Source organism: Shewanella sp. JNE2, assembly GCF_023159115.1.
In the GTDB taxonomy this organism is placed as follows: Bacteria; Pseudomonadota; Gammaproteobacteria; order Enterobacterales; family Shewanellaceae; genus Shewanella; species Shewanella putrefaciens.
Genome location: NZ_CP096169.1, coordinates 938,159 through 952,730, shown reverse-complemented (window position 1 = coordinate 952,730; position 14,572 = coordinate 938,159). Strand labels below are relative to the sequence as shown.

The following is a 14,572-nucleotide window of genomic DNA, read 5'->3' as shown; positions in this document are numbered from 1 at the left end:
ATTTAAGGGCTCACCATGGAATTCGATCTACCCTTGATTTGGTTCGGGATCATCATTTTTGCCACCTTAATGTATATCGTGATGGATGGCTTCGATCTCGGCATCGGCATACTGTTTCCCTTTATTCACGATGAGGACGACAGGGATATTATGGTCAATACCGTCGCCCCCGTTTGGGATGGAAACGAAACTTGGTTAGTGCTCGGCGGCGCTAGTCTGCTCGGTGCCTTTCCCCTCGCCTATGCCATAGTGCTCGAAGCGCTAACCATACCGCTGCTTATCATGCTGCTGGCATTGATTTTTCGCGGCGTGGCATTTGAGTTTAGATTTAAGTCGGGCGCAGAAGCTAAACCATTCTGGGATAAAGCGTTTATGTTCGGTTCTATCACGGCCACCTTTTCACAGGGCGTAGTACTGGGGGCGTTTATCTCTGGCATTTCGGTGAGTAACCAACAATTTAGCGGCGGTAGTTTCGATTGGTTAACGCCCTTCTCACTTTTCTGCGGTTTTGGCCTTATGCTGGCCTATGCTCTGCTCGGCGCAACTTGGTTGGTGAAAAAATGCCAAGGCGAGCTTAAAACAACCATGCAGCAACTCGGCAGAGTCCTGACTTTATGCCTGCTGATGACCATAGGTTTAGTCAGTTTATGGACGCCTTTTGTGCAACCCAATATTGCCCTGCGCTGGTTTAGTTTACCGAATTTATTCTACTTCGCCCCAGTGCCAATACTGGTATTAGCCTGCAGTTGGGCCTTGATAAAATCCCTAAATCGTGATGATAACTATCAGCCATTCCTACTCACTCTAGGGCTGATTTTCTTAGGCTTCAGTGGCTTAGGGATCAGCATCTGGCCGCACATTATTCCACCCAACATCAGCCTTTGGCAGGCGGCAGCCCCCGACAGCAGCCTAAGCTTTATGCTCGTCGGCGCCCTGATGATCATCCCGCTGATTTTGGTTTATACCTTTTGGAGCTATTACGTGTTCCGCGGCAAAGTAACCAAGGATGCAGGCTATCACTAGCCATGACTTAGATGAGAGTTCCCAAAACGCGACCCAAGCTAATTTGGCTTAGGTCGCTGATTCACTTTAGATGACTTTACATATGCAGGAGATCAACATGACAACCCAAACGAAATCCCTCGCCTATCGACTCGGCTGGTTAGTGCTGATTTGGTGTACGAGCATAAGCTGTCTGTTCCTCGTTTCTATGTGTATTAAGATTTTATTGACAGGAGCAGGACTGACAACTTGAATGTTACAAATCAAGATATACACACTTTTGTATTAACTCACTTCAGTGAAAGATGCTTGCCCCATAATGTAGATAATAATATAAAAAATAGTAAACCAAATAAGTTAGCAAGTAGGCTTGATTTATTTTTTCACTTGTCCTATGGTAGAGGTAATTATTTATTAGGCATTAATCAACTCCGTGTGGTGATGCTTTTTATATATAAACATTATTGATTTACCATTTCGATTAACTAATGACTGGAGATGTAAAACCTATGTTTAGCAATGCATTTTCATCACAATTTTTTTCGACACTCGTCCCTCATAACGACTTTACTACATTAGTGCGCCCAGCCCCTAAATGCCCAGTCTAAGCCGAGCGCAACTAGCGCTCGGCAGAATATTAAAATAAATATGAAAACATAGAGTAATCTTTTTTGGACTATTCTATCTATATTTTGTCTTAGTCACTTAGAGGCGGTCATGGCTTATTCTTTTTTTGGCGACATTTTTCAGTCTTTTGTGCTAAAAACCAAGTCATACTATTTACAAAATAGCTTTAATTCCTCACTACGCCCAACGGCATTAGCAGGGATTATCGCTAAGCTCGAATACTTAAAGAATGATACTTCAAGTAATAAAATTACTGTAGGACGCCAGATTTGCTTGATTAATTTACAGGATCAACAGGAATACCAAGTAGAACTGGTCTACCCGCAAAAACACAAACCGAGTGCGGGTCGCTTCTCAGTCATATCAGACTTGGGATCTAGCCTACTTGGACGAACGAAAGGTGAACTGGCACAGGTTAATATTCTAGGTAAACCTGTACTTTTTATGATTAAGGATGTCAGTTGCATCGTAAAAAAAACAAGTCAATCTGTGCAGTAATTACGTATTGATAGCATTTTATTTTTAGCATCCAGTATGTTCAATTCAGTGGCAACATACTATTCATTCACTTTTAGCTCCGCTAATAGTGGTATAGCTTAATATGAAAATAAAAGGAGATATTATTTTGAAGTTCTCAACTGGCCGCGACATTTACTCAAGGTAATTAATTTTTTATTTAACCGTTTTTACCCATACTTTACTCTCAAAAGTCATGGCAGCGCTTTAGTGTAAAGAGGTAAAAATTGCTAAAGAGTATATTTTAAGCATCTTGTGTTAAATAGATCATTTACCTTGCTAAATGGAACATATCAATTTAAGCCTGAAATAAAAATTGAGCCCAACTATTGAAACCGAATTGCGGCGCGGATTTAAATAGTTACTTCACTTTGGAGTCAAAAACCATGAGTAAAGAAAAAGCAAAAAAACCGCCAATGAAAACCTTAAAAGAGAAGCGTCAAGATAAACGGAACCGCCAAAAAGCATCCGACTAATTTATCTCACAATGTAAAAACCCTTAAATCCTCTCTTTAAATAGGCCAAAAAGAGGGTACCAATTAAATTGGTATCCTCTTTTATTTCACATTACAGGTACAACCTTAAATCTTCTTTTTTATGCTAACCCACGCGGCGGCGATACTGTTCAGGTGAGCACTGGGCATATTTTTTAAACATAACAATATAAGGTGAAGTTTGGTTGTAGCCAAGCGTTAACGCCACCTCTTTGATCGCAAGTCCCTGACGCAAGAGTTGTAATGAATAGATAAACTTATGCCTTTGTCTTAGCTCGGTAAAACTCATGCCCAGAATCTCATGGCAGCGGCGAGCTAAGGTGCGCTCAGTGGTATGTAACTCACTCGCCCAAGTTTTGAAAGTCTTTGGATTTGCGGGATCGGCTTCAAGCGCCTGCAAGAGTGGCAGTAATAACTTATCGGTGGCCGTAGGAATAAATTGCGGTAACACTTGCGCTAAGGTCAGTTGATCGAGCAAGACCTCAACTAAGCGCTGATCGGTTAGCGTTTCTACTACTTTGATTTGCCGCTCACGAAAGTCATTGACTATCGATTGAGCTATCGGTGTTAAAGCTAAAAGACAAGGCTCAAGTGGAAGGTTTTGTGACCTTTTCGCCGTGATATTCATCGAACAATAGTGGATACTGCGGCGAGTGTAACTCTCATGCTCAATCTCCGCGGGTACCCAAATCGCATATTGCGAAGGAGACAAAAATCGTTGCCCTGCGGCATATAACTCCATAATACCTCCGCTAATTAACTGTAGTTGCCCCCATGAATGTTGATGTTTAGGTGTGACTGTATTTGGCACAAATGCTTCATAGTTAAAGAAAATATCAGCAAGCGGCTCTTGCTCAAGTTGTTGCGGATGAAAAACCGTTTGCATCTTATTTTTACCTCAAGCGATAACCACAAACCAATATGAGACAATAACGCACTGCAATGGTAAATCTGTCCGTATTGGAACTGACCTTGTCTTATAAGCGATATTTATATCACAACAGACCGTAGATAATAGCAATCACTTTGATTTTGTCGACCCTGACATCGATACACTAAGGTAAGACCATGTTGTATTTATTTCCTCTGCTAGCAGTATTCATTTGGGCTGGTAACTCTATCGTTAACAAACTTTCGTTTGGGACAATAGATCCAGAGGCAATCGCTTTTTACCGCTGGTTTTTTGCGATGCTATTATTAACACCCTTTATGGCGACGTCTGTATGGCAAAAACGCCAACAAATAACGCCCTTATTACCCAAGCTTGCTGCCTTGGCACTACTTGGTATGGTACTCAATCAGAGTTTGGCCTATTTTGCTGCGGCCACCACAACTGCAACCAATATGGCGTTAATTACCTCACTCGTACCTATGATTAGCCTGTTTTTAGCCGTGCCACTCCTAAAGCAAAAGCTCTCGCCAATGGCATTTAGTGGAATGTTAGTCTCACTGTTTGGATTAATTTTTATGCTCAGCCACGGCAATATCGTCGAGATTGCCATCGGAATAACCGAAGGGGATTTATTGCTGCTTTTTAGTGCCTTTGTTTATGCACTCTATGGTGTGTTACTTAAACGCTGGCAACTCCCATTATCAACTTGGGAATCGGTTTATATTCAAGGAATTATCGCGGTAATAATGCTAACACCGCTACTCTTTTGTAGTCCGAATATGGCAATTACCAGCCAATCGGCACCACTGATACTTTACGCTGCTGTCGCAGCATCGCTTCTAGCACCTTGGGCTTGGATCAATGGCATAAGTAAACTCGGTGCAGACCGTACTAGCGTATTTTTTAACTTAATGCCCATTTTGGCAGCCATACTTGCAGCTATCATCCTCAATGAAACTTTAGCTGTGTATCACTATATTGGCGGCTCTATGGTCATTTTTGGCGTCATGCTAGTGCAGATAAAACCTAAGCCTAAAGTCACCCCTACCCTAGCTTGTCCTGAATAATCCAAAGTAATGCGTCAACGCCTTGCTAACAGTGACCAAGGCGGTTTCGCTTATTTCAATGTGTACAAAATCCCATCGCAATCTGCTGCATGCAAAGGCAATTCTATAAATAACGGCTAAGCTATTTATTAAGTTATTAATGGAGATCGTCCTATGTTTAACAGTATTCGCGTTAAATTTTCCCTTATGTTTATCATTATGGCCGTGGTGCTCATTGTTATAGCCGTCACAGGAGCAATGCAAAATAGATCAACACTCAAGCAGATGCAGGAGTTTAGCCAATTGTTTAATCCTGCCATTTCAGCCATTTTGAATGCGGATCGCGATCTTTACCAAGCTCAACTCAGTCAAGAGGTTCTACTTCAAGAGGAATTAAGTGCTGAAAAACGTAAAAGTGAAATAGACAATTGGCAGGAAAATGTCGACCAAGCAAGGGATAGAATGGGTGAATTCAAACAAATTCTCAAAAACCACCCACAAGTACTGCAATCAACCAACGGCTTTGAAGCCCAATTCTCACTCTGGCATCAAGCCTCATCAGAGGTCATTAATGCTGTTAAAAATAATGATTTTGAAAAGGCCAAACAGCTCCATACCACGAAAGCCAATAAAGAATTTAAATCATTAAGGAGTATTTATAATGCTGCAGGTGAGGCGGCAGATGATCGAGTCAAAGAACTCGATTTACTGGCCTCAGAGCAAGCGACAACGCAAACTAAAGTCTCCATTACCATTGCCTCTTTGGTCGCCATGATTGCCCTTGTACTCGCTTATTTCGGTCCGAAGATCATAGTGAACGCTATCCAAGATATTACCGATAGGATCAACGATATTGTTGATGGCGATGGTAACCTCACCCAAAGGATCCCCATCAAACGTCAGGATGAAATCGGTGAACTTGCCACTGCGTTTAACCAGTTTGTTGCTCAGCTACAAGAAATGGTTATCGCCATTATCAGCCAAACCAAAGATGTAAGCCAAACAGTTGAAAGCCTAGCGACTAAATCAACAACAACGATAAACATCAGCCATGAACAAGAGCAATTTGTTGATACCATTGTCACCGCCGTCAATGAAATGAGCGCCGCCGTAAGAGAAGTCGCCAGTAATGCACTGCATACTGCCACCGAGATCACTAAGGTCAATGATCAGACAATTGAAGGAAAAAATATCCTAGCGCAATCGGTTAATCATATTCAGCAACTTTCTGAATCCGTTAAAAATGCAGTCGCGGTTATTGAAAAACTGTCAGTCAATTCTGCCAATATCGCTTCCGTACTTGATGTTATCCGCTCTATTGCAGAACAAACCAACCTACTTGCGCTTAATGCTGCCATTGAAGCTGCTCGCGCTGGCGAACAGGGGCGTGGCTTTGCTGTCGTCGCCGATGAAGTACGGACGCTGGCGAGTCGCACTGAAACATCTACCCAAGATATTCAGCGCATGATTGAAGAGTTACAACGTGGGGTTAATGATGCGGTTAAAAGCATTGAATCGGGCGCGACGCTTACAACATCAACGGTGACGCTTGCCAGTCAAACGCAAGATGCCTTGGATGAAATCCTTAACTCCACCTCCAAAGTCAGTGAGATGTCCACTCAAACAGCCACCGCGACGGAAGAGCAAACTCATGTGACTGAAGAAATTAACCACAACTTAACTGAATTATCTGATAAAACAAGATACTGTAACTTGGTGATCCAAGAAACTCAGCAAATTGTGGTTAACACTAAAGCCATTTGCAGCAATCTACAAAAAGAAGTCGCTCGATTTAAAGTGGCTTAAATCCGCTAAAGTGTCCTTGGGGATTTTCCCCTTGGACACATATGTAAAAGCACAAAACCCATACTCCACTGTATTTACTTATGGCATTCCAGTATCTTCAAACAGTAAAGCAATCCTCAAGTTAACGTCCCAAAAGCCAATTCAATGACTTTAGACAACCGACTAATAACCAATAATTCACAACGGAAGTAAAAACATCTAGACGTCTAAATTGACAGGCTCGCAGGGATCAAATATGCTTCGCTCCAAGTTGCTAGGATATGATGCCGACGCGACACTAAATTTAAGCGAGTTTGACTGCCAAGGATCCCGCGGGTAAAACTCTGAAAAAAAGAGAGACAACATTGAGCCATTCAGCACAAACATCTTCAACAAATAGCCCTGCATCTTTTATTGCTTTGCTGCCACTATTTGTTTTTCTAGGTCTTTTTATTGGCGCAGGCGTCTATTTTCAACGTCAGGGCGTTGATTTTGCCTTCTATCAATTACCCAGTGTTATCGCCATTTTACCCGCCATCATTCTGGCGTTGATTTTATCAAAACAGAAATTAAATCAATCAATTGATACTTTTATTTCGGGCATTGGCCACAGCAATATCATTGCCATGTGTTTGATTTATCTTTTAGCAGGTGGCTTTGCCGCCGTGGCCAAAGCCACTGGCGGTGTCGATGCCACAGTCGCTTTGGGTTTATCCTTTATTCCATCAAACCTGTTATTACCCGGTTTCTTTGTGATTGCAGCCTTTATTGCCACCGCAATGGGCACCTCTATGGGAACCATTGCGGCCGTCGCCCCGATTGCATTGGGCGTTGCTGACCAAGCACAAATTGACTATGCCATCATGGCGGGTGCAGTCATGTCTGGTGCTTTATTTGGTGATAATTTATCGATTATTTCTGATACGACGATTGCCGCGACTCGCACCCAAGGCTGTGATATGAAAGATAAATTCCGCGAGAATTTAATTTTTGCAATCCCCGCATCCTTACTGACCTTAATCGCCTTTATCTTTGCAGGCCAAGGCCAAGCAGAGTTAGCAACACAAGATATCGATTTGATTAAAGTGCTTCCTTATCTGACCATTTTGATTTTAGCTGTCGCAGGATTAAATGTGTTTGTCGTCTTAACCCTTGGCATTTTACTCGCGGGAGTAACAGGCTTATTAACGATGGATTATGGCTTAATCCAGTTTGGTAAGGATATTTACGCAGGTTTTAGTAATATGCAGGAGATCTTTATCCTGTCTATGCTTGTGGGTGGTTTAGCGGCACTGATGCAACAACAAGGCGGCCTTGCCTTTGTGAGTAAACAAATTGAAAAGCTGATCACTCGTTTCTCTAAAGCACAGGGTGAAGCCTCATGCCGTGCTGCGGAACTGGGGATGGCAGGTATAGTCGCAGTGACTAACTCTTGTGTGGCTAACAACACGGTTTCTATCGTAGTGACGGGTGATATTGCCAAGGATTTGGCCGAAAAACATGGTGTCAGTCCAAAACGTGCAGCCAGTGTACTCGATATTTTTGCTTGTATTATCCAAGGGTTAATCCCCTATGGCGCTCAGGCGTTACTTATCGCATCGACATTTAGTATCACGCCGCTAGCAGCCGTTTCACACGCTTGGTACTGCATGATTTTAGCTGTAGTTGCCGTCGTTATTGTGATTTTCCGCAAACGACACTAAATGACACTAAGAGTACTGCAGCATTCCATCGAGTAGATGAAAACTGAACCAAGGAACGCTAAGCGTTCCTTGGTTATTTTGGGGGCTATTTTATGTCAAACAGCACTTGCCTTCATTAAACAATTCAGGCAAGTTACCGCACTCCGTCCAGTCATAGCAGTATATTGTTAGTATCCATGAATCCTCTACATCACCAAGAGCCGAGTTATTACGATTTACATCGCCTGATCACTTGGTTAATTGTAGGCGCAGCCTTTCTCAGTGCCTCTGGAGTTTTAGTTGCGATTTATGCTGAATATCAACATGTTGGAATGAGAGTATTCCAAATGCGAGCCGATTTTCTAGGTGACTATATCAACTCCACACTCGCCTATGTGTTTAATTTAAGTTTATTGGCAGCAGGAATATCTATGCTGATTTCAATGATAGGACTCTACCTGCTCAAACTCGACACTTTTAGCCAATATGTCGCACTAACAGGTGCTTGGGTGGGAACATCCGTAGTGCTAATGGGCATATTTCCCATTAATTTTTTGAGCATACACAGACTGGTTTCAACGAGTTATTTACTCAGCACCCTCACACTACATGCCCTAGTGATCATCGCAGGTTTGGCGCCTCGATTTATATGCCCAAAGCCGCTGTTTTATTTAAGTATTATCAGTTTTTGTAGTGCGATGAGTTTAAGCCTGCAATTAGATTGGTCGATATTGGATTTTCCCCCCTGCGAGCCTCAAACACATTTTTGCGCAGTATCGGCCAATATGTGGATCCAAACTAACCTCAATATTATTTGGTGCTTAAGCCTTGCCTTTGCCATGCGGCGTCTCTCGAAAATACTGTATCATCGCGCTCAACTACGCCAATTACTCTAAGATTATCCATGCGCTTAGCAAAATACCTTGCCCAATGCGGCATTGGCTCTCGCCGTGAAGCCTGCCGTTTGATTAATGCTGGGCGTATTACACTTAATGGCAAGATAGCCAAACATACCGACCTAGTTCAACGCGATGCTCAAGGTCTATGCCTTGATAGCATTTGCTTAGATGCAGAGCCCATAGTTGAAACAGAAGCACTCGCTTATTGGATATTCAATAAAGCTGTCGGCACCGATTGCCGTTTGCTTGAGCAAGATAAAACGAGCTTATTGCATCTGCTTCCCAAAGCGCCAAGACTCTACCCCGTCGGCAGGCTAGATAAAGATTCCCGCGGCCTGTTGCTGTTAACTAACGATGGTGATCTGACCCATAAACTGATGCACCCCAGCTTTGCCCACAGTAAAACCTACCATGTGCGCCTCGATAAGCCATTCACTGATGATTTTGTAGAACAAATGGCAAGTGGAGTGCGTTATAAAGATCTGCAAACCCTGCCCTGCCAAGTACGCCGCCTCAGTTTGGACAGCTTTGAAATCGTGCTGACTCAAGGATTAAATCGACAAATTCGGCATATGTCCAAGGCACTCGGGTATCGCGTTATCGATCTTGAGCGCGTCACTATAATGGCGCTGAATTTACGCGAATTAGCATCTGGTGAGTTACCAGAAGGGCAAATGCGGCCACTGACAAAATCGGAAATTGCAGAGCTAAAAGCAGTGCTGGCGACAAAATAAATAGATATAAGCCCAGATATTAGTCTTAGCGAGAGCCATATTTCCCCTTTAAACAATATCAAGATACAAGCTCCAGCAGGTATTGCGCAAAAGCGTTTGACTTGTAACCGGAGTGAAAACAACCTTACCTAGCTTAAGAAGCAAGGTTATGAGAGTGAACAGCGTTCACGAAAGCTTTACTAAACATTGATAAACAATATATTAGAGACATATTTGCAAACTTTAAAAGCCACCTCCCTTACTAGCGTCGCGCTCAAAACCATCTATTACTTATAACCAGCTTAATAACCAAATCAAAATTATATTAGAGTGCGCAGAGTTATACCGTTAATTAGTAAGAAATCCTTCTTTTGTGTTATAGCCATCTGCAATACATCACCTTATAAAGGGAAATAATTTTTTCCGAAAGCCTTATCTTTATATGTTGATGAAATTACAGATAGAAAATGTTTGCTCATTCAGCAAACACGGGTGACGTTAACGGATACAAAGACGATGCCGAAAACGAGTCGTCAATAACAAAGAAATAATCAAACTAAGGCTATAGCTTTATTTGATTTTTTCCGTTTCTGGCTAGCTAAATTCATGCTCAAAGGACTTTGCAAAAATGCGATTCAGAATAATGTTATCTCACGTAAAACTTTTACTTTGTATATCACTGATCAGCGCTACACCTACTTCTATAGCGGAAGTAAAAGTGCTAACGGTGCAAAGCATCCTTGCTAATGCACCAAAACCCCATGAGGTTGAATTTGCCCGTCAAGGTGTGGCTGAAACAAGCATAGAGAATGCTTGGGAGCGGCCATGTCCATATAACAGTTCTCGTTTGCTCTTTGACGATTCGGGCGATATTGACTTAGACGAAATTCATCTCCGTTGTCGCCGCTGGCAAGACTGTAAGACGATGGGAGCTTCAGCAAGTCAGTTTACTGAAGGTTTTTTCAAGCACCATAAAACGGGGGAGAAAATTCCTCAGCAGTGGAAAGACGATGGCGAAGACTTGGCCAAGAATGATGCAGAATTTGGTGGCGGTTCGGGACATTCGTATAACCATGCCTTGAAATTTGCTGAAAAAAACTGGCGATTGTTTGAAGGGCGCAGTGCTAGCGAAGCTGACAAACTCGTTAAAAAGCAATTCTGGCAATGGTGCGCGGTCGAACCTTTGTCTATTTGGAAAAGTAAACTAGATGATTAGGATTAGTATGTATTTCAAATTCTTATCAACAGTGACTTAGGTGTAAAAATGCGATTTAGAATAAGGTTATTTCAAGCAAAAATTTTACTTTGTGTCTCGCTGCTCAGCGCCGTCTCTATTTCCATTGCAGAGGAAAAATCCGGCTATGACTTGTTATTGGAGATGTTTCCTAAGCCTTATGAGATTGAACTGGCGCGCAAAGGTATAGCCGAAACCAATATCGATAAGGCTTGGGAACGAGCTTGCCCCTATCGAGAGCTAACAGGAACGACTGAGGCGGAGGACGAGTATTTCTTTCGCTGCAAACGTTGGGACGACTGTGTGTCGGCAGGCAGTTCGGCCAGCATCTACAGCGAGGCGTTCTTCCAGAATCATCAACGACAACCTAACGATCAGGTGCCCTGGGAGTATTACAGGGATGGCAGCATGTTTCTTCTTGAGCCATCCGATTTCGAGACTGTCTCTGGTCACTTGAGACAGTATGCCCTGAAATCTGCAGAGGAAAATTGGCGCTTGTTTGAGGGGAGGGATGCTGCCGAGGCAAGTGACTTGGTTGAGAAGAAATTCTGGCAATGGTGCTCTATCCAGCCGTTGTCGATTTGGGAAAATGAGTAACTGCTCGGATAAAGATTAATTTGTATTTCAACCTTGTGCCGACAGTGATATTACGCCGCAGATATGAAAATGATCGCAATAGCCAAGCAACCGAGAAAGCAAATTACGTAATCTTTTCAGTCCACAGGTGCCGCTAATGCTAAAAAGGTGAGCTAATACCATGGCGCACCTATCAATACTGCTATCTCAACAGCTATCAGTAGTCATTGTACAAAAAAATAGCGATAACCTCAGTGAGTTTATCGCTATTTTTGTGTTGTTATTGCAGTATTTTTAAAGCGCTACATCACGCTTAAATGCTGATAATCCAGCCATTATAGGCCGCACCATTGCTGGTGCGGTAATGGATTACTTAACGATTTCCATCTCGGCTAATAGATTGTCGGCATGATCTAAATACTTCATTACCCACAGCATATAACGGCTATCAACTTGGATTGAGCGGTTGATATTATCGTCATAGGCCCAGTCACCGATAATGCTTTCATAGACGCCATCGAACAGCAGGCCTACTAATTCGGCGCGGCCGTTTAAGGTAGGTGAGCCTGAGTTACCGCCAGTAGTATCGAGCGTCGATAAAAAGTTCACTGGTACAGAGTCAATTGATTTCACATAGAAATCACCGTATTGCTTCTGTTTGATCAGATCTAACTGCTTTTTAGGGGCATCGAAGGGATCAATACCAGTGTCTTTTTGCACTATTCCCTCTAAACGCGTGAATGGCAGTGCGACCAAACCATCTTTTGGTGCATAACCTTTCACATGTCCCACAGTGACACGTAGGCTTGAGTTCGCATCGGCATAAACAGGCTTACCTTGCTCAAGGTTGTAGGCAATAATGGCATCCATATATTGCGGACGCACTTTCATCAGCTCACCGGCTAATTCTTTTTCTTTCTTCTCTTCGCTCATGTCTGTGTCATACAGAGCGACAGCAAATTGAATAAAAGGATCTTTAGACGCTTTAAAATCAGCAACCGATTTATCCATCCATGCTAAACGTACATCTTTGTTGCCTAGCTCGGTTTTGGCGTACATTTTATCGAGTGTTTTAGCTAACTTAGCTTCGCTGAATTTGCTGTCGATACCAAAGGCTTTATCCAATGCGGGTAAGCGCTTGTTCTCGGGAAGGGCGGCATAGCGTTTAAGCATATCGAGCAACACGGCTTTATCGACGCTTGGCGCATAGCGGCGATCGATTCGCTCCATACTCGCTTTAAAGCGCGTCATATCACGCTCTTGGAAACCAGGCTCACGTTCCATATCGGGCAGTTGCTTCTCATTGGCTAAACGGTATAAATCACGCGCCGTAGGCACCATAGTCGTATTGCCAATATAACTTAAGATCATGTCACGCTCTTGATGCTCATTACCTTTAGCAATTAGCGTATCTAACTCTGCTAAAGTTTTGCCGTATTTAGCTTCACGACTGCTGTCTTTAGCTATCCACGCTGCAAGTTCAGCCTCGCGAGCTTGACGGTCGGCCAGCATGGTCGATTTACCGTAAAACTCAATCATAGACGTGAAATTTTTCGCGTAATTAGCAAGGCCTGCAATTTGGCTTTCGTACTTGATACGCTCGTCACTGCCCTCTGGGGCGGTATCTTTAATGATCTCAATAAAACGCTCGCGCAGGATCTTACCTTGAGGATAAGCCCACTCGAATTGATTTTGCACTTCGTTGGCGGTGCGATATCTATTGGTACGGCCGGGGTAACCTGCGACCATCACAAAGTCACCATCACTCACGCCTTTAGCCGATACTTTTAGGAAGCTTTTGGGTTCATAGGGCACGTTATCCGCGCTAAATTCCGCCGGTTTTCCCGCTTTAGAGACATAAGCACGATAGAAAGAAAAATCGCCAGTGTGACGTGGCCACATCCAGTTGTCCAAATTCCCGCCGTACTTACCCACGCTCGCGGCGGGGTTATAAACTAAGCGAACATCACGGATTTCTAGTTGTTTTACTAGGTAATATTCGAGGCCACCGTGGAAGCTATAAACTTGACAACGGTAGCCATCTTCTTTTTCACATTCAGCGACTAACGCTTTTTCTTGTACCTCAATGCCTTGGTAAAACTCACTGCCCACTTTTGACTCAAGCCCTGCTTTTACCGTGTCGGTTACATTAGTCACTTCTTCGGTCACATAGATGCGTGAACCTGGCGTGGCAGGTAATTCATCAGCGAAGGTTTTAGCTAAAAAGCCATCTTGCAGTAGGTTTTTTTCTGGGGTTGAGTTGTATTGAATCGCACCATAGGCACAGTGATGGTTAGTGACAACCAAGCCTTTTGGCGATACGAATGATGCCGTACAACCGCCAAGGCTTATCACTGCATTCATAGGGAATTCTGTCAGCTTTGAAATCGATTTCGCATCAATTTCTAAACCCTTGGCTTTTAGCTCATCGGCCATTGCAGGTAACTGATGTGGCTGCCACATACCTTCGTCTGCCTGAACGCCAAAGCTGGCTGCAACTACGGTGGCGAGTAACCATTTTTTCATTGTGTTAAGTCCATTTGGTTCAAATTGAGTCGCTTAAAAACGCTAACATCACGATTAAGCAAAAGCCTAAGACGCTTACAGAGCATTTTTAAGATGGATTCAAGCCGTCTACACGCGCTTGTTTGGATAAAACAAAACGAGCTTTTGCTAAGATAAACCACTTAACATTGTGCTCGTGCTGGCATGGCTTTTTCTTTACAAAATGCCTTAGTTCCAAGGGTGAATAAGGAACGAAGATTGTTATCACACAGCTAAAGATAAAAAGTCAGGCACAGAACCTGACTTTATCACATTGCGGGTAGACTCTAACAGTAACTGACAAACTCGCTTACAAAGCAGATACATTCAACTTTTGGCTTACTGCACTTATCCAATAAATCATTGTTAGTCGCAGACTTTAAAGTGAATGATGCAACAATTTATCCGTTAACATACTTCGGTTGTGAAGGTCGCTGGTATTGGTTGTATGATTTCCAATAGCATTAAACTCATGGAACAAGGCAGTTGTTAAAGCCAAATCAAACCTACTATCTATGCCTTACAACCAATGCAAAGTATAAGTATTATGACCCTAGTTATT

General features: G+C 42.9%; 12 protein-coding genes. 10 read left to right on the top strand and 2 right to left on the bottom strand.

Features of this window, described 5'->3' with window-relative positions:
• The first annotated feature begins 15 nt into the window (after positions 1 to 15).
• The 3 genes from cydB (at position 16) to MZ182_RS04325 (ending at position 2,127) form a co-directional block, all read left to right on the top strand.
• The gene (cydB, locus tag MZ182_RS04335) at positions 16 to 1,023 is read left to right on the top strand and encodes a cytochrome d ubiquinol oxidase subunit II (protein WP_248067457.1); all 1,008 of its coding nucleotides are present in this window, start codon (positions 16 to 18) and stop codon (positions 1,021 to 1,023) included.
• A 97-nt stretch (positions 1,024 to 1,120) separates the two neighbouring features.
• Positions 1,121 to 1,255 (top strand): DUF2474 domain-containing protein, encoded by a 135-nt coding sequence (locus MZ182_RS04330; RefSeq protein ID WP_248067460.1) that lies wholly within the window; start codon positions 1,121 to 1,123, stop codon positions 1,253 to 1,255.
• A 464-nt stretch (positions 1,256 to 1,719) separates the two neighbouring features.
• Complete coding sequence (locus MZ182_RS04325) at positions 1,720 to 2,127, top strand: GreA/GreB family elongation factor (RefSeq protein WP_011790511.1); 408 nt, start codon at positions 1,720 to 1,722, stop codon at positions 2,125 to 2,127.
• A gap of 618 nt (positions 2,128 to 2,745) precedes the next feature.
• Here MZ182_RS04325 and MZ182_RS04320 read toward each other — a convergent pair.
• The gene (locus MZ182_RS04320; RefSeq protein WP_248067464.1) at positions 2,746 to 3,525 is read right to left on the bottom strand and encodes an AraC family transcriptional regulator; all 780 of its coding nucleotides are present in this window, start codon (positions 3,523 to 3,525) and stop codon (positions 2,746 to 2,748) included.
• Between the two features lie 182 nt (positions 3,526 to 3,707).
• Between MZ182_RS04320 and MZ182_RS04315 the strand changes: the two genes are divergently transcribed.
• The 7 genes from MZ182_RS04315 to MZ182_RS04285 all read left to right on the top strand — a co-directional run bounded on the left by MZ182_RS04315 (position 3,708) and on the right by MZ182_RS04285 (position 11,487).
• Complete coding sequence (locus MZ182_RS04315) at positions 3,708 to 4,598, top strand: DMT family transporter (RefSeq protein WP_248067467.1); 891 nt, start codon at positions 3,708 to 3,710, stop codon at positions 4,596 to 4,598.
• 153 nt (positions 4,599 to 4,751) lie between these two features.
• Entirely contained in the window at positions 4,752 to 6,383 is a 1,632-nt protein-coding gene (locus MZ182_RS04310) for a methyl-accepting chemotaxis protein (RefSeq protein WP_248067470.1), read from the top strand.
• A 344-nt stretch (positions 6,384 to 6,727) separates the two neighbouring features.
• A complete protein-coding gene (locus MZ182_RS04305; protein WP_011918776.1) occupies positions 6,728 to 8,065 on the top strand; it encodes a Na+/H+ antiporter NhaC family protein in 1,338 nt (445 codons plus the stop codon).
• 176 nt (positions 8,066 to 8,241) lie between these two features.
• Positions 8,242 to 8,940, top strand: coding sequence for a hypothetical protein (locus tag MZ182_RS04300; RefSeq protein ID WP_248067472.1), 699 nt, complete (start codon positions 8,242 to 8,244; stop codon positions 8,938 to 8,940).
• An 8-nt stretch (positions 8,941 to 8,948) separates the two neighbouring features.
• Complete coding sequence (locus MZ182_RS04295) at positions 8,949 to 9,677, top strand: 23S rRNA pseudouridine(2604) synthase RluF (RefSeq protein WP_248067475.1); 729 nt, start codon at positions 8,949 to 8,951, stop codon at positions 9,675 to 9,677.
• Positions 9,678 to 10,374: 697 nt separating this feature from the next.
• Entirely contained in the window at positions 10,375 to 10,872 is a 498-nt protein-coding gene (locus MZ182_RS04290; protein WP_248114739.1) for a hypothetical protein, read from the top strand.
• A gap of 48 nt (positions 10,873 to 10,920) precedes the next feature.
• Complete coding sequence (locus MZ182_RS04285) at positions 10,921 to 11,487, top strand: hypothetical protein (protein WP_248114738.1); 567 nt, start codon at positions 10,921 to 10,923, stop codon at positions 11,485 to 11,487.
• A gap of 348 nt (positions 11,488 to 11,835) precedes the next feature.
• On the opposite strand, the gene MZ182_RS04280 is transcribed toward MZ182_RS04285, so the two are convergent.
• Complete coding sequence (locus tag MZ182_RS04280; protein ID WP_248066378.1) at positions 11,836 to 13,992, bottom strand: S46 family peptidase; 2,157 nt, start codon at positions 13,990 to 13,992, stop codon at positions 11,836 to 11,838.
• Positions 13,993 to 14,572: the final 580 nt, after the last annotated feature.